Here is a 19,930-nt window from a genome sequence, read left to right as displayed (position 1 = left end):
CTTAATAGTAACGGATGATGTCGCGGCAGGGTCGCCCCCAAATTGTCACATTTCTGCGGCGGCCGATAGCACCTCGCTGCGACAGCACGCGTCAGGCGGGAAATTCCCTTGAAAAAACAGCTTCAGATTCCGTTAATCGCCGGTTCAGGTACCGATCTGTAGTGTCGCAGCATTCCGAGTTTTGCTGATGCAAAGAGGGTGCCTGACGTGTCACTGTTCAAAGTCTATGCAAGAGCCCTGAAGTATCTTGGCGCGTATCGCTACCGCGTTTGGATGGTGGTGGTCGCAAACATCGCGCTTGCGATGACCACCATCTATGAACCGGTCCTGTTCGGCCGTATCTTCGACGCCATTGCCAAGAAAGAAGCCGTCACGCCGACGATGATGCTGTGGGCGGGCTTCGCCGTCTTCAGTGCTGTCGCCTTCATCGTTGTGTCCCGCGAGGCCGACCGCCTTGCGCATGGCCGCCGCGCCTCCCTGCTCACCGAAGCATTCGGCCGCATCATCTCGATGCCGCTGTCCTGGCATAGCCAGCGCGGCACCGCAAGCGCGCTGAACACGCTGCTTCGCGCCTGCGAAGCGCTGTTCGGCCTGTGGCTGGAATTCATGCGCAACCACCTCACGACCGCCGTCGCGCTCGTCATCATGATCCCGACCGCCATGGCCATGGACCTGCGACTGTCCGCGGTCCTCGTCCTGCTAGGCGTCTTTTACTGGATCATCGGCCGTCTGGTCATGAACCGCACAAAGGATGGCCAGAGCTCGGTCGAGAGCCATTACAACACCGTCTTCTCGCATGTGAGTGACTCGATCAGCAACGTTTCGGTGCTGCACAGCTATAACCGCATCGAAGCTGAAACCAAGGCACTGAAGTCCTTCACCGAGCGCCTGCTGCAGGCTCAATATCCGGTGCTCGACTGGTGGGCTCTTGCCGGCGCGCTGAATCGCACGGCCTCGACTGTCGCCATGATGGCGATCCTGATGATCGGCACCGTTCTCGTGCAGGACGGCAGCCTAAGCCTCGGCGCGCTCATCACCTTCATCGCCTTCGCCAACGTGCTGATCGGCCGCCTGGAGCAGCTGCGCAACTTCGCCAACCAGATTTTCGAAGCACGCGCCAAGCTTGAAGACTTCTACACGCTGGAAGATTCGGTTCGCGACCGCGAAGAGCCGGCCGGCCTTGCCGAAATCAAGGACGTCAAGGGCGAAGTGGAGTTCCGCGACGTATCCTTCGGCTTCGCCAACTCGTCGCAGGGCCTGCACGACATCTCCTTCAAGGTGAAGGCTGGCCAGACCGTCGCCATCGTCGGCCCGACGGGCGCCGGCAAGACGACGCTCGTCAACCTGCTGCAGCGTGTCTTCGATCCGCAGAAGGGCCAGATCCTCGTCGACGGTCACGACATCACCAAGGTGACCCGCAAGTCGCTGCGCCGCTTCATCGCCACCGTCTTCCAGGATGCCGGCCTGCTGAACCGCTCGATCAGCGACAACATCCGCCTCGGCCGTGAAGGTGCGACGCAGGAGGAAATGATCCGCGCAGCCCAGGCCGCCGCCGCCAACGACTTCATCGAAACCCGCGAAGGCGGCTACGATACCCGCGTCGGCGAGCGTGGCAACAAGCTCTCGGGTGGCGAACGCCAGCGTATCGCGATCGCCCGCGCCATCCTCAAGGATGCGCCGATCCTGGTGCTCGACGAAGCGACCAGTGCGCTCGACGTCGAAACCGAAAACCGGGTCAAGACGGCGATCGACAACTTGCGCCAGAACCGCACGACCTTCATCATCGCGCATCGCCTGTCGACGGTCCGCGAGGCGGATATGGTCCTCTTCCTGGACAACGGCCGCATCATCGAGAATGGCAGCTTCAACGAGCTCAGCCAGAGCAACGGCCGCTTCGCCGCCTTGCTGCGCGCCAGCGGTATCCTGACGGACGAGGAAGTCCGCAAGGCACACACAACGGAAAGCGAAGCCGCCTGATCTTCGCAAGGGGCCCAAGATCAAAGCCGGGAGAGCGATGCTCTCCCGGCTTTTTTGCTGTTGAGGCTGTGGGCGAACGATATTTGTGAAACAAGCGCCAACCGGAGTTCTGCTCTGGTTATAATGTTTTCGCGAAGAAATTATAATTGATGCAATCGTTGACGCCGGCAAAATGAGTTATAATCTTTCTACGGAAACATTATAACTATGTCGTCGCAAAATCGCGTTCAAGGAAATGATTACCAGCTGACGACCGCGCGGACGCAACGCTTCAGAGGAATATATCGATGAAAGAAATCGATATTGTATACCGAACAATGTTCGCGGAACTCGCACAGCGCGCACTCGATGGCCAGTTCCATGCGGACTTCCCTCTGGAGGGGCGTTTCGTCACGGTTCCCGTCAAGGGCCGCGACTACTGGTATTTCGATCTCCCTACACCAAACGGCGACAAGCGACGCTATGTCGGCCCGCACAGCGACGAAGAAATCACGGCGCGGGTGAACGCCCACAAGCAGATCAAGGACAACATCAAGGAACGCCGGCGCATGGTCAGCTCCTTGCGTCGCGCTGGTCTTCCCGGTCCAGACCCATTCGCTGGAGACATCACGAAGGCCCTTGCGGACGCCGGATTGTTCCGACTGCGGGCCGTCCTGATCGGATCTGTGGCATTCGGTACCTATGCGGGCCTTCTTGGTGTTCGGCTGCCCTCGTCGGCAATGCAGACAAGTGATGCCGATTTCGCGCAGGATTTTGCAATCTCGGCAGAAGTTGGGGATAGTTTGCCACCCGTGCTGGAAGTCCTCCAGTCGGTTGATCCCAGCTTCCGAGCGATCCCGCACCAATCGGATCAGGCAAAGGTCGTCGCTTTCGTGAACGCAAAGGGCTATCGAGTAGAGTTTCTCACGAGCAACCGGGGATCTGACGAGTATTCCGGCAAACCATCGCCCATGCCCGCCCTCGGAGGCGCGTCGGCGGAAAGCCTACGATTCTTGGACTACCTGATCTACGAACCTGTCCGCACCGTGCTTCTTCATCGTGAAGGTGTAAGCGTGTTAGTTCCGGTTCCCGAGCGGTTTGCCGTCCACAAACTCATCGTAGCATCGAGACGGCTCACAGACGCGTTGGGACGCACCAAGGCAGACAAGGATCGATCTCAGGCCTCCCTGCTTTTCGAGGCCCTCGTGGAGACACGCCAAGGCGACGTCTTAGCCGATGCCTACGAAGAGGCGTGCGCGAGAGGGCCATCGTGGCAGGAAGCGATCGCCAGCAGCCTTACAAGGTTGCCTGATAGCGGAAGAAGGGCCCTTGCGAAGGCTCTCGGGGTACAGGTTGAAGATCTGGGCGATCATATCCCGTTCTGATTTAGACGCGCTTGGGAGCTAGCTGCGCATAACACTAAGGTAAATTTTGACGGTAGGGCCTGCTTTTCTCGGCAATCGCACGAAGATCGATGCACCGAACGGCACAGGCACGCAGCGCGGCAGCAACCTTCAGTGAGGCTTTCCGAAATGCGCAGGCATCGCAGTCGGTGCGGCAGGCTTCTTCGCCGCGCGCTGGCCGGCAAGCTGAAGCCGCTTGTGCTCGAGATGATAGGCATAGAGGAACTGGGCAGCGATGCCGAAGACGACATAGATGGCGCCGACGACGGGGCTCTTGTTGGTCACGTAGAGAAGGACCTGACCAGCCATGGCGAGGATGGTGCCGGCAACGAAGATGTTCAGCGAATGCCGCCCGAGGATCGTCAGCGGGTGATTGGCCGAGCGGCGCAGGAACGCCGAAATGGCGGGGATGCTGACGATCAGATAGGCAAGCGCCAGAACATGCAGCAGCCGCGGCAGCGACAGGAAAGTCTTGTCGAAGCCGGTGACGACGGTCGGCAGACCGAGCATGGCGAGGTAGTCGCCGAGTATCCACAGCTTGTCGGTCACCCAGATGAAAGACACGAGCACATAGGCGCAGGCCAGCCCGATCAGAACCGGATGGGCAGGGATGTGCCCGCCGCGCTTGACATGCATGCTGGCGACGAAGCCGATGACGAAAAGCAGCTGCCAGGATAGCGGATTGAGGAACCAGAAGCCCTCAAGCAATGTCGTATGCGGCGCGATGTAATAGATGCCGGACACCAGCCAGACGCCAACCGAAATTGCGAGCAGAAGTAGGGGGCTTCTTGCTTCCAGCAGCATGATCAGCGGCAGCATCAGGAACAAGGCACCGTACATGGGTAGAATGTTGTTGTAGCCGATCTGGTGCCCGAGCGTCAGCAGCGCGGGAATGCCGCGCGCCGGGTCCATCAGCAGGGCAAGGATATTCACTTCGCAGAGCAAGCCCTTCTGGTGGAAAAGCCACGCGCCAGAAATGAAGAGCACCAGCGTCACGAAGGTCGTGATCATATGCGCGGTATAAAGCGTGAAGGCACGTTTGATCGCCTTCCATGCCATGTTCAGCCGATTGCCCGGAAGAAATCTCGTTCCATAGGCAAGGCCGACCGATATGCCGGAGATCAGCACAAAGGCTTCGGCACCATCGGAGAAGCCGAAATTCTTCGAAGTGAAATCCTCGAAGATCTGCCCCGGCACATGGTTGATGAAAATCATGATCAGAGCCAGGGCTCTGAGAACATCCAGTCGGGTATCCCTCTGGGAGACCGGCTTCGGCAAACTCACTCGTTGTGCCGACACCGAGCTCATATTCGCCCTCGAATTCATAAAACTCTCCTGTTCCGACACTCAAATGCAATCGGGGCCAAAGAGTTCCCCCTTTGGCCCCGATCGTCGAAGCGAAACAGTGCAGAAACGCTACTGTCCGACCGGATAGCCCTCTTCGGGATGGGCGACCGCCCTGTCATTGATAGTGACCGAGTATCCCGCCACATCGGGCGCTTTTGAGACGGAAATACGGTAATTTCCGCCCGGCAGCTCGATATCCGCCGTAAAGCCATCCCAGTTCGAGGGCAATGCCGGTTTGACGAAAAGTCGTCCGTTTTTCACGCGGATACCGAGAATGCCTTCGACAGCGACGCGATACAGCCAGCCGGCGGAGCCCGTGTACCAGGTCCAGCCGCCACGGCCCGTCAATTGTCCTTCGCCGTAGATATCAGCAGCAACCACATAGGGCTCTACACGATAGGTATCGGCCTGATCACGATCGCGTGCATGGTTGATCGGGTTCAGCATATCGAAGCAATGCCAGGCATCGTCACCGCGATCCATCTCGGCCAGCGCCATGACGACCCAGGTGGCCGCATGAGTATACTGGCCGCCATTCTCGCCCACACCAGGCGGATAGGACTTGATGTAACCCGGATCACGCGCCGACTTGGCAAAGGGCGGCGTGAACAGCCGGATGATGCGGTTTTCGTCATCCACCAGCTGGTCGAGCACGGCATTCATCGCCTTCTCGCCGCGCCATATTTTGAGATAAAGTTTACTGTTTCACACGGCACATTCCATCGGCCGAGCAAATTTTCCTTGCCCGGCGAAACTCTGCCGATGAAACGAGATCGGAAGCTGCACAAGGAGAAAAACGACCAGTCGTGATTGACCGGACCCGCAAACTTCCCGATTTTCAAGAGATGGGCCGCATCGGCCCCACATCAGCGGCGGAACAAAGCCGCCACCGGCCAAACGTCGCCTTAGACGACAAGCCCACAAACAATGGCCGCGACAAACAGGAATGCAGCCGAAAACAGTACGACATGAATCACTGTTTGAATCTTCTGCCGCGTCTTGGCGGCGCGCTTGGAACCATCGAACTGATTCACATGCGCATTCGAAATACCCAAATTCGCCATGTGTTGCCTCCGTTCGTTTCTTATATGTCTCTCAGGCCAAGCCCGGGACGGATATTCATACATTTCCTATCAATTAGGTAGAGATGAATTTCCGTCCAGAACGCGAGCCGAGAAAAATTAAACCATCTGAAGTCGAGGACCCGAAAGATCGGCAATGCCAATTCAGCAAAGAATGCGGCGGGCCCAAATCAAGCTGCGCTCGATGGCGCTGGTATCGGCCGTCTGCTCTTCGGCAGGTCCGGCCTGGCGGCGGCAGTTTTCGTCAGCAAGAGTAGCGGACCGTGCACCTTCCCGTTTCGCCGGAACCGGCGGATGAAGATAGCCCATGGTCATGCCACCCATGAAAAACATGTCTGCCTCCACTTAACGTCTGACCCCTTGTCGGGATCACGAAAGTTAACTGCCATTAACGAGATCATGACAGAATTGCGGCAGGTGTCAATAGTCTATACGATTGGTCGTGTTTACGCGCCCAGTTCGTTAACGCGCCGCTGAGGCACAAGCCGCCCGCTCAGGCGCGGACGAACCCCTTGCTGGCGACCATGAGATTGCGCGTGTAATCTTCCTTCACATCGCCGACAGCCAGTTCCTTCGCGGTCAGCCTCTCGACGACTGCGCCGTTGCGCATGACGGCCAGACGCTCGCACATATGGGTGATGACGCCGAGATCGTGGCTGACCATAACGAAGGTCAGATGGCGATCCCTGCGAACCTGCTCAAGTAGGTTGAGCACTTCGGCCTGCACCGAGGCATCGAGCGCCGAAGTCGGCTCGTCGAGCAACAGGATCGACGGCTCCACGATCAGCGCGCGCGCAATGGCGACGCGCTGGCGCTGGCCGCCGGAGAGCTGGTGCGGATAGCGGAAGCGGAAGCCCTTTCCGAGGCCGACTTCATCCAGCGCCCTGGCGATCCGGGTCTCCGTGTCGCCGATCCCATGAATCGACAAAGGCTCAAGCAGCAACCGGTCGATCGTCTGGCGCGGATGCAGGGAACCGTAGGGATCCTGAAACACCATCTGTACCTGGCGATAGAAGGTCTTGCTGCGCCGGGCGCCCTTCAGCTGTTCGCCGACGACGTGGATCGTGCCGTCGGTGACGGGCGCAAGGCCCGCAACGGCGCGCAGCAGCGTCGATTTGCCGGAGCCAGACTCGCCGACCAGACCGAAGGATTCGCCCTTGTTCACGTCGATGCCGACGGCGTCGAGCGCATAATAGCCATCATAGACCACACTGAGGCCATCAACTGCGAGTGCTGTCGTCATGCCGCCCACTCCGGCTTGCGGTCGAGCACCGGCAGCGGATGCCTGTTTTCGCCAATGACCGGCATGCAGTTCAGCAGGCCGCGCGTATAGGGATGCCGGGCATTGTTCAATTCGGCAGCTTTGAGTTCTTCCACCACCTTACCCGCATACATGACGATTACGCGGTCGCAGAAGGACGACACCAGCCGCAGGTCGTGCGAGACGAAAATCAGCCCCATGCCACGCTCGGAGACGAGCTTGTCCATGATTTTGAGGACATCGAGCTGAACGGTGACGTCGAGCGCCGAAGTCGGCTCGTCGGCAATCAGCAGCTCCGGCCCGGCGATCAGCATCATGGCGATCATGACGCGTTGGCCCATGCCGCCCGAAACCTCGTGCGGATGCAGGTCGTAGACACGGGCGGGATCGCGGATCTGCACCGCTTCCAGCATGGCAAGGGCGCGATCGCGAGCCTCGGCCTTGCTCACCTTCTCATGGGTGCGCAGCGTCTCGGTGATCTGCTTGCCGATGGTCATGACAGGATCGAGCGAGTATTTCGGATCCTGCAACACCATGGCGACGCGTTTGCCGCGCAGTGACCGGCGCTCTTTGGCCGAGATCGACAGCAAGTCAATGCCGCTGAAATCGAGCTTGTCGGCTGTGACGATGCCGTGTGGCGGCGTCAGTCCCATGATGGCGCGGCCGGTCTGCGATTTGCCGGAACCGCTCTCGCCGACGATGCCAAGCCGCTCGCGACCCAGCGTGAAAGAGACGCCGCGCACGGCGTCGATGACGCCGGTACGGGTCGGATAGCGAACCTTAAGGTTTTCCACGGTCAGAAGTGCCGTCATTGCCCGCTCTCCTTCGGATCGAGCGCATCGCGCAGGCCGTCGCCGAGCAGGTTGAAGCCGAGGCTGACGATGAGGATCGCGATGCCGGGCATGGCCGCCACCCACCATTGATCGAGATAGTATTTGAAGCCGCTCGCGATCATGACGCCCCATTCCGGCAGCGGCGGCTGCGCGCCGAGCCCCAGGAAGCCGAGACCGGCGGCCGTCAGGATCACGCCGGCCATGTCGAGCGTCACACGGACGATCACCGAGGAGATGCAGAGCGGCATGACATGGCGGAAGATGATGCGCAGCGGCGAGGCACCCATGAGCTGCACGGCGGCGATATAGTCCGAACGCCGCACCGTCATTGTTTCAGCGCGCGCCAGCCGCGCATAGGGCGGCCAGGAGGTGATAGCAATCGCGATGACGGCATTTTCGATGCCTGCGCCGAGGGCACCGGCGAAGGCAAGGGCCAGCACAAGCTTCGGAAAGGCAAGGAAGATATCGGTGATGCGCATCAGGATCACATCGACCCAGCCGCCCAGATAGCCTGACACCATGCCGATGATCAGCCCGATCGGCGCCGAGATGATCGCGACCAGAATGACGATGTAGAGTGTCCAGCGCGAACCGTAGATGAGGCGCGAAAGGATATCGCGGCCGAGATCGTCGGTGCCGAGAAGATAGCCCGGCGTGCCCGGTGGTTTCAGATAGGCATTCGTCAAGTCGCCGATGACGGGCGAATGCGGAGCGATGACATCGGCGAGCGCCGCCACGAGCACGAGCGCGATGATGATCGCGAGCCCGATGACGGCCAGGCGATTGGCGGAAAACTGCCGCCAGGTGACGTAGGCACGTCCCAATCTCGCCTGCCGGCGCGACTGCGGCCGGTCGGAGAGCAGCCAGTCCCTCAAGCTGGGTTGAGTGGTCTCGACAGTCATTTACGTCGGGTCCTTGGGTCGAGCGTCCGATACAGAAGATCGGAAATCAGATTGATGCCTATGAACACCGTGCCGACGACGATGGTGCCGCCGAGAACGGCATTCATGTCGGCATTGCGCAGCGAACTGGTGATATAGAAGCCGATGCCCGGCCAGGAGAAGACGATCTCGGTCAGCACGGATCCCTCGAGCAGCCCGGCATAGGAAAGCGCGATCACCGTGATCAGCGGCACGGCGGCACTGCGCAGGGCATGCCCCCAGATCACCCGCGTCTCGGAAAGGCCCTTGGCGCGGGCCGCAACGATATATTCCTGGCCTAGTTCGTTCAGCATGAAGCTGCGGGTCATGCGGCTGATATAGGCAAGCGAGAAATAGCCGAGCAGCGACGCCGGAAGGATGATGTGGCGGAACACGTCCCAGAAGACGTCCCATTGCCCCTGCATAGCGCTGTCTAGCAGGAAGAACCCGGTGACCGGCGTGAAAGTATATTCATAGGCGATGTCGATGCGGCCGGGATAGGCGACCCAGTTCAGCTTCGCATAGAAGATGACGAGCGAAACCATGGCCAGCCAGAAGACCGGCACGGAATAGCCGACGAGGCCAATCACGCGGACGATCTGGTCTATGATGCTGTTGCGGCGCACCGCGGCGAGCACACCGAATGGAACCCCGAAGATGGCGCCAATGATCGTGCCGACCGTCGCGAGCTCCATTGTCGCTGGGAAGACGCGCCTGATGTCATCCATGACCGGATTCGTCGTCAGAACCGACGTGCCGAAATCGCCGCTTAGAGCGCTGACGAGATAATAATAGAACTGCAGATAAAGCGGCTCGTCGAGATGCATCTCGCGCCGCAGACGTTCCAATATCTGCTGCGGCGCGTGATCGCCGGCGATCGCCAGCGCCGGATCGATCGGGATGACGCGCCCGATGAAGAAGGTGACGGCCAGAAGGCCGAGATAGGTGGTGACGGCGACGACGAGAAATCGCAGCAGCCCCATGAAAAAGGGAGCGGCACGGCCCTTTTTGGGCCGCACCTGCATTTTCCGTTCGACAGTGCTCAAAGACCTAGTCCTGCCGGATCATCACTTGGAGATCGGCCAGACGAAGTTGTTGTCGAAGCTCGGACCAAGCTTGAAGTCCTTCACGTCCTTGCGATAGCCGGCGACTTCCGTCTGCTGATAGAGGATGATGAAGGGGCTTGCTTCCAGGAATTTCTTCTGGATGTCCTGATACATTGCGCCGCGCTTGCTAGCATCGCCCTCGAAGAGCGCCGCCTTGGCCTGCTTCTCCAGTTCGGGAGCGGTCCAGGTGTTGCGCCACACGAGCGTCTTGTTGCTGCTGGTATCGGAATTGTCGTCGTTGGTGGTGAAGGTATCGGCATTGGAATGGGGATCCCAATAGTCCGGGCCCCAGTTGCCGAAGTAGATATCGTGATTACGGGCACGATATTTCGTCAGCTTCTGCTTGCCGTCGCCCGGGATGATTTCCACCTTGATGCCGGCCTGGCCGAGCGTCTGCTGGATGGCGGTCGCGATACCCGTATCCGGCTCGATGCTGCGCACGTCCATGGTGATCGAGAAGCCATTGGGCAGGCCTGCCTTGGCCAGCAATTCCTTGGCCTTGGCGACGTCGAGCTTGAACGGATTCTCATCCAGCGAGCCGAGCATGCCCTTCGGTTCGAACGTCTGGTGGATCTCGCCGATGCCCTTGATCAGCGTCTTGCCGATGGCATCGTAATCGACCAGATATTTGAACGCCTGCTGCACTTCTGGCTTGGCCAGATTGGCGTTCTTCTGGTTGAGGCTCATGTAGTAGATGGTGCCCTTCGGCGCACTGGTCGAAGCAAGCTGCGGGTTCTTCTCGACGGCCTCGAGATCGGTCGGCGACAGGTTGCGGGCGATATCGATATCGCCGTTCTCCAGCGCCAGGCGCTGTGCCGAGCTTTCCTTCATGAAGCGATAGATGACGCGGTTCAGCTTCGTCTTTTCGCCATAATAGTTGTCGTTGCGCTCCAGCACGACGGCCTCGTTGGCGCGCCATTCACGCAGCTTAAACGGTCCGGAACCGGCAAAGCCGGTCTTCAGCCAGCTGTTGCCGAAGTCGTTGTCGTACTTATAGTCGGCGGTCGGTGTTGCCGGCTTCACATGCTGCAGGACCAGTTTCTTGTCGACCACTTCGGCGACGGTCGCCGTCAGGCAGTTCAACACGAAGCTCGGCGCATAGGGCTTGTCGACGGTGAAGGTGAAGGTGTTCGCATCGGTTGCCTTAGCCTTCTCTGTTACGTTGTCGCCGGTCAGGCCGAATTGGGTAAGAATGAAGGCCGGGCTCTTGTTGAGCTTGACGACGCGCTCGAAGGACCATGCAACGTCTTCGGCGGTGATCGGATTGCCGGACGCAAACTTCAGGCCGGGCTTCAGCTTGAACGTATAGGTCAGGTGATCGTCGGAGACCGACCAGCTCTCTGCAAGGTCACCCTTGATCTTGGACGTATCGTTAATGTCGAGACGGACGAGCAGGCTATAGGTGTTGCCGGTGATTTCGGCAGCCGACAGCTCATAGGCTTCGGCCGGATCCATGCTGAGAATATCGTCGAAAGCAAAACCCTCGACCAGCGTGTCCTTGGGCGTGGCGGCATATGCATTCGGCGCCGCCATCAGCAGAAGCGAGAGAGCCGCGCCGGCAGACAGTGCGCGCAAACCGCGATTCATCTTGGTCATCATCATTGTTTTCATTCCCCTCTTAACAAACTTTACGCAATATCGGCACGCACTTCACCGGCTACCTTCCTTCCAGGCGGACGCCAGGACCCGAAGCCAGTTCTCCCTGCACAGCTTTACAAGATCGGCCTCACCATAACCAGCGTTGCGAAGGGCTTCAATCAGCTTCTGGTTGCCTGCCGCATCAGCAATTTCAGCCGGAATCGTCGCACCGTCGAAGTCCGATCCGAGGCCGACGCAATCGATGCCGAGACGCCCGACGAGATGATCGACATGCCGAACCATCGCCTCGATCGGCGTGTCGGCATCCGAGCGCGCGTCGTCGCGCAGCATCGCGGTCGCATAGTTGAGGCCGACGATGCCGCGGCTCTCCTTGATGGCGTCGAGCTGCTTGTCGGTGAGGTTGCGCGCGACCGGCGTCAGCGCATGCGCATTGGAGTGGCTTGCAACCAGCGGCTGGTCCGATGTGTTCGCCACATCCCAGAAACCCTTTTCGGTTATATGGGCGAGATCGACGAGGATGCCGAGCTGGTTGCAGGCGCGCACCAGCGCGAAACCAGCCTCGGTGAGGCCAGGTCCGGTATCCGGCGAACTCGGATAGGCGAAAGGCACGCCATGGGCGAAGACATTGTTGCGGCTCCAGACGGGGCCGAGCGAGCGCAGACCGGCGGCATAGAAGGTTTCGAGCGCGACGAGATCGGCATCGATCGCCTCGCAGCCTTCCATGTGCATAACAGCAGCGAAAATGCCTTTCTCCATGCAGTCGCGGATGTCGGCCGTGGACCGGCAGAGCTTCCAGGCGCCGGCGCGGTCGAGTCTCAGCGCGATCGCGGCCATGTCCAGCGCGATGTCGAGAGAGGGCGCGCGCTCCAGCGGAGCCGCCAAAGGCGTGGCATAATGGCCATTGCTATCAGGATCGGCGAAAACGAGATCGCCCGAGGGAATATAGATGGCGCACAGCCCCCCGGCCAAACCGCCGGCCTTGGCCCGCGGAGCATCGATGTGACCGCTCGACGTCCCGTCCCGGAATTCGGCGATCGGGTCGGCGCCGTCGCGCGCGTGATGCCAGAGCCTCAGGAGAACGTCGTTATGACCATCGAATACGGCTTGCATTGTCTATCCCGGATGAAGCGCTCGAGTGAGCGAATGAAAGCGGCCAGAATAGAAAAGCTGACAGGATTCGCCATACCCAAATGAAAAAAATTTGCATTTGCATGGAATGGCATCGTCAAATGGAAAAGGCGGGGTAAAAACCCCGCCTTGAGAGCATGTTAGAACGCTGACGATGTGTCGGGCATTTCAGCGCTTGGCCCGCTTCTTCTGGCGGTAGACGTCGATGGCAACAGCCGCGACGATGATGAAGCCCTTGGCGATTTCCTGGTAATAGGCATCGACATTGAGGAAGGTGAAGCCGGAGATCATGACACCGAGGATAACGGTGCCGATAACCGTGCCGGCGATGCGACCGACGCCGCCGGTCAGTGACGTACCGCCGATGACGGCCGCCGCGATCGCGTCCAGCTCGTAGTTCACACCCATGCCGGCCTGCGCCGTCTGCACGCGGGCGGCCGTGATGATGCCGGCAAGGCCGGCCAGAAGCCCGGCAATCGCATAGACCTTGACCAGATGCGCCTCGACATTGATGCCCGATACGCGCGCGGCCTGCACATTGGCGCCGATCGCATAGGTGAACTTGCCATAGCGCGTGTAGCGCAGCACGACATGGAAGAGGACCGCGATGATGAGGAAGACGACGACCGGCCAAATTCCCGACCCGATGAAATTGAACTGGTCGGTCAGGCCTGAGATCGGCTGGCCCTTGGTATAAAGCTTCGACAGGCCGCGGGCCGAAACCATCATGCCGAGCGTCGCGATGAAGGGCGGGATCTTCGTTTTCGTGATCAGCTGACCGTTGATGTAGCCGGCAAGCAGGCCGATCAGCAGGCCGATGCCGATCGGCACGAAGAAGGGCATGTCGGTCAGTGCGGGATAGACGGCCCTTGCCCATGTCGATGACTGGGCAAAGCTTGCGGCGACCATGGCCGTCAGGCCGACGACGGAGCCGGACGAGAGGTCGATACCGCCTGTGATGATGACCTGCGTCACGCCGACCGAGATGATGCCGATGACCGAGACCTGCAGGATCATGATCTTCAGGCGCTGCAGGTTCATCAGGAAGCTCTGGCCGACGAAGATCCAGCCGAGGATCTCGCACAGGAGCGCGATGCCGATCAGCACCAGGAAGATGCCGAGTTCGGGCGGCACGCGGCGACGTCTTGGCCGTGTGACCGCCGGGGCGGTCGCCTCTGCAACTTTGCTAACCATGGTTCAATCCTCCCTTGCGATGATTGGCGGCGTCACTGCGCGGCCAGCTCCATCACCTTCACTTGAGTTGCGTCCGCACGATCCAGGAATCCCGTGACCCGTCCTTCATGCATGACCATGATGCGGTCGCTCATGCCAAGCACCTCGGGCATTTCCGACGAGATCATGATGACGGCGACGCCGTTGCGCGCCATCTCGGTAACGAGACGATGGATCTCGGCCTTGGCGCCGACATCGATGCCACGCGTCGGCTCGTCCAGGATCAGAATGCGGGGATTGGTGAGCATCCACCGGCCGATCAGGGCCTTTTGCTGATTGCCGCCCGATAGATTTTCGATGCGCTCGTCGAGGTTCGGCGTCTTGACGCGCAGCTTGCGTGCCATCTCCTCGCAGGCCTCTTCAATCGCGCCCTCCTGCACGAAGCCGCCGCGCACGAACTTGTCGTGCAGCACGGCCACCTGCATGTTCTCGAGTACGCTCAAGATGAGAAGACAGCCCGTATCCTTGCGGTCCTCGGTCAGGAAGGCCATGCCGTGGCGGATTGCCGCCGCCGGCGAGGAAATCTCGGCCTTCTTGCCAAAAAGCTCGATCGTGCCGGACGTAGCAGGCGTCACGCCGAAGATGGTCTCGGCAACATTCGACCGACCCGATCCGACAAGCCCGGCCACCCCGAGGATCTCGCCGGCCCTCACATCGAAGGACACATTAGAGAAGACGCCGTCGAGGCTCAAATCCTTGACCGACAGCACGGTCTCGCCGATTGGCACTTCCTCCTTCGGGAACATCTGCGTGATCTCGCGGCCGACCATCATGCGGATGATGTCGTCGCGCGTCACATCGGTGGAGGCATGCGTGCCGATATATTTGCCGTCGCGGAACACCGAAAACTCGTCGGCGATCTCGAACAGCTCGTTCATCTTGTGGGTGATGTAGACGATGCCGATGCCCTGGGCGCGCAGGTCGCGGATAATCTGGAATAGATGCGCCACCTCGCGCTCGGTGAGCGCCGAGGTCGGCTCATCCATGATCAGCACGTCGGAATTATAGGAGACCGCCTTGGCGATTTCGACCATCTGGCGGCTTGCGACAGAAAGCTCGCGCACCTGGATTTCAGGATCGATGGAAATATTGAGGCGCTGGAAGAGCTCCTCGGTCTTGCGGCTCATCTCCGCATGATCGACGAGGCCAAAACGGTTCTTGGGCTCGCGGCGGATCCATATATTCTCCGAAACCGTCATGAATGGCATCAGGTTCAATTCCTGATGAATCATCGCGATGCCGTTTTCCAGTGCGTCAAGCGGTGACTTCAGCCGGATTTCGACGCCCTTGAGGCGTACCTCGCCCTGATCGGGGATATAGATGCCGGCAAGGATCTTCATCAGCGTCGACTTGCCCGCGCCGTTTTCGCCCATCAGCGCATGCACCGTTCCACGCTTCAGGCGGAAGGAAACCTCATCGAGGGCGAGCACGCCGGGAAATTCCTTGCGGATGCCTTCGGCGCTCAACAGATAGGCGGCATTGGGGACAACGCCGCTGGCGCGCACCGCCGCCATGGTGGATGGGCTCACAACCATTTTTCCCTCCGGGCAGATCGGATTTCAAAGGATACGGGCTTTTTAAGCCCGTATCCGTCGATCACTCTCGTCCTCAGTTCTTCTTGACGAAGTCCTTGACGTTAGCCGGCGTGACGAGCTGGAAGGGGATATAGACCTTCTTCTCGACCTTATCGCCCTTGGCAAGCTTGAGTGCGGCATCGACTGCACCCTTGCCCTGGCCGGCGGCATCCTGGAACACGGTGACCTTCAGGTCGCCAGCCTGCATGGCGGCAAGCGCGTCCTGCGTGGCGTCGACGCCCGCAACGACGATCTTGTCCAGCGACTTGCCGGAAGCTTTTAGTGCCTGGATAGCGCCGATCGCCATTTCATCATTGTTGGAGATGACGGCATCGAATTCGATGCCGCTGGAGAGCCAGTTGGTCATCAGGTCGGCACCCTGGGTGCGCTGCCAGTTGGCGGTCTGCTCCTGAACGATCTTAATGCCCTTGCACTCGTCGGTCGCCACGACATCATGGACGTCCTTGGTGCGCATGCGGGCAGCCTGGTTGGAAAGCTCGCCCATCATGATGACGGCCTTACCCTTCCCGCCCAGCAGCCGGCAGACTTCCTTGGCTTCCAGCGTACCGGATTCCTGCTCGTTCGAGGCGACGAAAGCCTGTTTGTCCGGAAGGCTGTCGACGTTTGCCGGCTCGCGGTTGACGTAGACGAGCGGGATCTTTGCGTCGGCGGCGAGCTTGGAAATCGCAGCCGTCGCGTCGGTATCGACCGGGTTCACGATGATGGCATCGACCTTACTGGCGATGAAGTTTTGGATCTGGCTCTGCTGCTTGGCGATGTCGTTCTGGGCGTCTTCGACCTGCAGGGTCACGCCCTTGTCCTTGGCGTAGTCCTGCATGCCGTTGCGCAGAACGGTCAGGAAGTTGTCGTCGAAGAGCGCCATCGAAACGCCGATGGTTTGGGCGTGGGCAGCGGTCGACAGCAGAAGAGCCATCGCGGAGCCAAGGATAAATTTCTTCATGTTTTCCTCCCAGATAAGGTGCCCGGCCACACCCCTCCTAAATGCCGGAGCCCCCAGTTTCGACTGCGGGGCCTCTAGTCAATTCAGCCGCCACTCCCATGGCGACCACATCGAAAAACGGAACAAACAAACCGTAAAATTCTCTATCCGGAATATTCATTCCATTTTTCAAGGGAAAGGTCAACAGCAAATTCTAGTCCCCGAAACGGGACCTCACGACGACGCGTTTTCTCGTGTCCGCTGGTGCAAGAATAGGCGGTCTAACCCTACATATGAGCGCCGATACCGTAGAACGATTATTCCATCGAGATGGAAACGGAATAGAATGTCGGCAAACCCACCAGCCGCGCCGCGGCCCGCAATGGAGAAAACGCATGCCCTCGATGTACAGTTTCTCAGTCCCCATCTTTCAACGCGGCCTGCAAAACCTTTCGGCCTATCTCGACAAGATCGAAGCCTATGCGACGGAGAAAGGCATTGCGGCGGAGGAACTCGTTTCCGCGCGCCTGATCGACGACATGCTGCCGCTCTCCGGCCAGTACCAGCGCGCCTCGGATACGGCGAAGCTCACCATTTCCCGTCTCGCCGGGATCGATGCGCCGCGTTTCGAAGATAACGAGACGACCGTCGCGGACTTGCGGGAGCGTCTGAAGAAGACGCAGGATTTTTTGGCGACGATCACGCCGGCCACCATGGAAGGCAGCGAAACGCGGGAAGTGACGATCACGCCGGGAGGCAACAAGATCACCTTCAAGGGCGAAGATTACCTGGCGAAATTCGCGCTGCCGAACTTCTTCTTCCACGTCACCACTACGCACGACATCCTGCGCAGCCGCGGCCTGGCGGTGGGCAAGATGAATTATCTCGGCGCACTCGGCTAAGATGATTCAGGGCCGGAGCGAGACCGGCCCTTTTTCCGTCAGTTCCGTATAGGCGAGCGTCTGGTCGAGATGCTCCGCGCGAAGGGAAAGCAGCTTTTCGGCATAGGCGAGCCTGATCGCCATATAGGCGCCGTCTTCGGCGACATTGGACAGCTCGGCCGGATCCTTCGCCAAATCGAAGAGCAGCGGCGGCAGCCCGGCGCAATGGACATATTTGAAGCGCTCGTCGCGAACGACCGCCAGATTGCAGGCATTGGACCGCAAGCCGAAATGCTGCTCGGGGACACCCTCGGCAATATCGCGGAAATCGAACTCCCAGAAAGCCGCGTCGCGCCAGTTTTCCGGCTCGGAACCGGAAAGGAACGGCAGCAGGCTTTCGCCATCGACATGATTTGCCGGGGCGATGCCAAGCCGGTCGCACAGGCTCGGGAAAATATCCGCAGCACTGGTGAAATGCTCCACCTGCCGGCCGTGCGTGGCAAGCTGGCCGGGATCGCGAATAACGAGCGGCACATGATAGCTGCCGTCGAAGAAACCGCCCTTGCCGAGCATCCAGTGGTCGCCCATCATCTCGGCATGATCTGATGTGAAGACGATGATGGTATCGTCCCAGGCGCCGGCATCCTTCAATGCCTGCCAGATCCGGCCGAGCTGCGCGTCGACCTCGGCAATCATGCCGTAATAGATCGCGCGGATCGCCGCAAAGTCTTGTGACGTCCAGTCGCTGATGGAGCCTTTGCCGCCATAGATGAAGCCGCTCTTGCCGATCAGCGGTAGACCAAAGGCGAGCAGCGGATGCGCTGCCATTTCCGTCTCGCGATCGGCGGCGCGCGCAAAGGCCGGGCCGTCGGCGGCCGAAAACATACGGTTATAAGGCTCCGGCACCGAGAAAGGCGGATGCGGCCTTAGGAAGGAAACATGCGCGAACCAGGGCTGATCCTGTTCGCCGAGCCAGCGGATGAATTCGCCCGCCAGAAAGGTCGTCTGCGTCTCCTCCTTGGAGTAGGCGGGTGCATTGCTGGAAATCTCGCCGGCTCCGGCGCCGACGGGAATATGGATATCCCGGCTGACGGCATCGGCATGGCCGCGCGACCGCAGCCAGGAAAGCCATTGTTTCTCGTGCTCGGGCAAAAGCTGCCGCGGCGTGAAGCCGGGCAGTACGCCCTCATAGGTCGTCAGATGCGGATCGTGGGGATCGCGGCTGCGCGGATCGGGTGCCGTGTCGGTATAGCCGAACAGCGTCGGGTCATAGCCGGCCCGCCGCGCCGCGAGCGCGACATTGTCAAAACGGCCATCCAGCGGCGAACCATTGCGGCAAACACGATGGTTCATCTGGTAAAGACCGGTATAGAGCGTCGCGCGCGCCGGCGAACAGGGGGCCGTTCCGGCATAGTGCCGCCGGAAGAGCACGCCTTCCCGCGCGAGCGCATCGACATTCGGCGTCTTCACGCATTGATGCCCGACGGCGGAGAGGCAATCTCCCCGCCACTGGTCGGCTGAAATCAGCAGGACATTCGGGCGTTTGCCCTCAACACCAGCGACAGAACGCCGTTTAGTGCTGGTTGGATTTGGCATGCCAATTCCAGGCGGATTGAATGATCTCGGTCAGGTCATATTGCGGCGACCAGCCAAGAATATCGCGAGCCTTGTCGTTATTCGCGACAAGCGTCGTCGAATCGCCCTCGCGGCGGCCGACATACTCGACCGGAAACGGCCGGTTCGACACGGTCTCGATCGTTCCGAGCAATTCCTTCACCGTCGTACCGGTGCCGGTGCCGAGGTTGAGCGCGACGGAATCGCCGCCATCAAGCAAATATTGCACGGCTCGCACATGAGCGTCTGCGAGGTCTAACACATGGATGTAATCGCGCACGCAGGTGCCGTCGCGCGTGTCATAGTCGCTGCCGAAGACCTTGAAGCCCTGACGGCGACCAAGGGCGGCATCGATGGCGAGCGGGATCGCATGGGTTTCCGGCGTATGCCATTCGCCGATGCGCCCCTCGAAATCGGCGCCGGCAGCATTGAAATAGCGCAGAACCACGGAGCGCAGCCCCTTGTATTGGTCATAATCCGCCAGCGCCTGCTCGACGATATATTTCGTGCGGCCATAAGGATTGATCGGCACCTGCTGGTGGCTCTCGTCCAGCGGCACGCTCTGCGGCAGACCGTATGTTGCGCAGGTCGAGGAGAAGACGAAAGCCTTCACACCGGCCGCCTGCGCTGCGGACAGCAGCGTCAGCGTGCCGATGACATTGTTTTCGTAGAAGGCGACGGGATCCTTGACCGACTCGCCGACCTCGATCAGTGCGGCGAAATGCAGGATAGCGGCAGGCTTGTGCTTGGCCAGCACCTCGTCGAGGCGCGCCCGATCGCGGATATCGCCTTCCTCGGCCGGACCCCATTTGACGAATTCGCGATGCCCATTGGAGAAATTGTCGTAGACGACGGGTTTGAACCCCTTATTCGCCAGATCCAGACAAGTGTGCGAACCGATATATCCGGCTCCGCCGACCACAAGCACCGTTTCTCCTGCCATGACCATCCCTTCTTAACTCACAAGGATTTGCCGCCTCGAACGCGGCGGACCGGTTCGATCCGACGCGTACACTTAGAGAGCTGTAGCCGACTTGCAAGGCGGGAGAAAGG

17 protein-coding genes and 1 pseudogene are annotated in these 19,930 nt (G+C 59.9%); 3 read left to right on the top strand and 15 right to left on the bottom strand.

Going from position 1 to position 19,930, the window contains the following annotated elements:
- Positions 1–207 precede the first annotated feature (207 nt).
- Positions 208–1,977, top strand: a complete 1,770-nt coding sequence (locus tag FBZ99_RS24405; protein WP_145321893.1) for a glucan ABC transporter ATP-binding protein/ permease — start codon at positions 208–210, stop codon at positions 1,975–1,977.
- 287 nt (positions 1,978–2,264) lie between these two features.
- On the top strand, positions 2,265–3,341 hold the full coding sequence (locus tag FBZ99_RS24400) for a nucleotidyltransferase family protein (RefSeq protein ID WP_145635460.1): 1,077 nt from the start codon (positions 2,265–2,267) through the stop codon (positions 3,339–3,341).
- 129 nt (positions 3,342–3,470) lie between these two features.
- Here the strand turns inward: FBZ99_RS24400 and FBZ99_RS24395 are convergent, their stop codons facing one another.
- The 13 genes and pseudogenes from FBZ99_RS24395 to FBZ99_RS24340 all read right to left on the bottom strand — a co-directional run bounded on the left by FBZ99_RS24395 (position 3,471) and on the right by FBZ99_RS24340 (position 16,403).
- On the bottom strand, positions 3,471–4,667 hold the full coding sequence (locus FBZ99_RS24395) for an OpgC family protein (RefSeq protein ID WP_233790107.1): 1,197 nt from the start codon (positions 4,665–4,667) through the stop codon (positions 3,471–3,473).
- Between the two features lie 108 nt (positions 4,668–4,775).
- Positions 4,776–5,384: pseudogene (locus FBZ99_RS24390) on the bottom strand (GH36-type glycosyl hydrolase domain-containing protein); the annotation flags it as partial.
- A 227-nt stretch (positions 5,385–5,611) separates the two neighbouring features.
- Positions 5,612–5,770, bottom strand: a complete 159-nt coding sequence (locus FBZ99_RS33255) for a hypothetical protein (protein WP_173004597.1) — start codon at positions 5,768–5,770, stop codon at positions 5,612–5,614.
- A 162-nt stretch (positions 5,771–5,932) separates the two neighbouring features.
- Positions 5,933–6,121: a hypothetical protein gene (locus tag FBZ99_RS24385; protein ID WP_113352740.1), complete on the bottom strand. Its 189-nt coding sequence runs from the start codon at positions 6,119–6,121 to the stop codon at positions 5,933–5,935.
- 160 nt (positions 6,122–6,281) lie between these two features.
- Positions 6,282–7,031, bottom strand: a complete 750-nt coding sequence (locus FBZ99_RS24380) for an ABC transporter ATP-binding protein (protein ID WP_145635458.1) — start codon at positions 7,029–7,031, stop codon at positions 6,282–6,284.
- Positions 7,028–7,861 (bottom strand): ABC transporter ATP-binding protein, encoded by an 834-nt coding sequence (locus tag FBZ99_RS24375; RefSeq protein ID WP_113352742.1) that lies wholly within the window; start codon positions 7,859–7,861, stop codon positions 7,028–7,030. The genes FBZ99_RS24380 and FBZ99_RS24375 overlap by 4 nt, the downstream gene beginning before the upstream one ends.
- On the bottom strand, positions 7,858–8,784 hold the full coding sequence (locus FBZ99_RS24370) for an ABC transporter permease (protein WP_069611510.1): 927 nt from the start codon (positions 8,782–8,784) through the stop codon (positions 7,858–7,860). The genes FBZ99_RS24375 and FBZ99_RS24370 overlap by 4 nt, the downstream gene beginning before the upstream one ends.
- Entirely contained in the window at positions 8,781–9,848 is a 1,068-nt protein-coding gene (locus FBZ99_RS24365; RefSeq protein WP_113352743.1) for an ABC transporter permease, read from the bottom strand. The genes FBZ99_RS24370 and FBZ99_RS24365 overlap by 4 nt, the downstream gene beginning before the upstream one ends.
- A 21-nt stretch (positions 9,849–9,869) precedes the next feature.
- Complete coding sequence (locus tag FBZ99_RS24360; RefSeq protein ID WP_113352744.1) at positions 9,870–11,510, bottom strand: ABC transporter substrate-binding protein; 1,641 nt, start codon at positions 11,508–11,510, stop codon at positions 9,870–9,872.
- A 48-nt stretch (positions 11,511–11,558) separates the two neighbouring features.
- A complete protein-coding gene (locus tag FBZ99_RS24355) occupies positions 11,559–12,617 on the bottom strand; it encodes a dipeptidase (RefSeq protein ID WP_145635456.1) in 1,059 nt (352 codons plus the stop codon).
- Between the two features lie 186 nt (positions 12,618–12,803).
- Positions 12,804–13,829 (bottom strand): ABC transporter permease, encoded by a 1,026-nt coding sequence (locus tag FBZ99_RS24350; protein ID WP_095433172.1) that lies wholly within the window; start codon positions 13,827–13,829, stop codon positions 12,804–12,806.
- Positions 13,830–13,861: 32 nt separating this feature from the next.
- Positions 13,862–15,403 (bottom strand): sugar ABC transporter ATP-binding protein, encoded by a 1,542-nt coding sequence (locus tag FBZ99_RS24345; RefSeq protein ID WP_145635454.1) that lies wholly within the window; start codon positions 15,401–15,403, stop codon positions 13,862–13,864.
- Positions 15,404–15,476: 73 nt separating this feature from the next.
- Positions 15,477–16,403: a sugar ABC transporter substrate-binding protein gene (locus FBZ99_RS24340; protein ID WP_113396414.1), complete on the bottom strand. Its 927-nt coding sequence runs from the start codon at positions 16,401–16,403 to the stop codon at positions 15,477–15,479.
- 374 nt (positions 16,404–16,777) lie between these two features.
- Between FBZ99_RS24340 and FBZ99_RS24335 the strand changes: the two genes are divergently transcribed.
- Complete coding sequence (locus FBZ99_RS24335; RefSeq protein ID WP_145635452.1) at positions 16,778–17,284, top strand: DUF1993 domain-containing protein; 507 nt, start codon at positions 16,778–16,780, stop codon at positions 17,282–17,284.
- A gap of 6 nt (positions 17,285–17,290) precedes the next feature.
- Here the strand turns inward: FBZ99_RS24335 and FBZ99_RS24330 are convergent, their stop codons facing one another.
- Entirely contained in the window at positions 17,291–18,859 is a 1,569-nt protein-coding gene (locus FBZ99_RS24330; protein WP_145635449.1) for an alkaline phosphatase family protein, read from the bottom strand.
- Entirely contained in the window at positions 18,837–19,820 is a 984-nt protein-coding gene (galE, locus tag FBZ99_RS24325; RefSeq protein ID WP_069611643.1) for a UDP-glucose 4-epimerase GalE, read from the bottom strand. The genes FBZ99_RS24330 and galE overlap by 23 nt, the downstream gene beginning before the upstream one ends.
- Positions 19,821–19,930: the final 110 nt, after the last annotated feature.

The sequence above is a fragment of the Rhizobium sp. ERR 1071 genome, assembly GCF_007828675.1.
GTDB lineage: Bacteria > Pseudomonadota > Alphaproteobacteria > Rhizobiales > Rhizobiaceae > Rhizobium > Rhizobium dioscoreae.
Note: the sequence above shows the minus strand (reverse complement) of the source record. Positions and strands in the feature narration are given on the sequence as shown.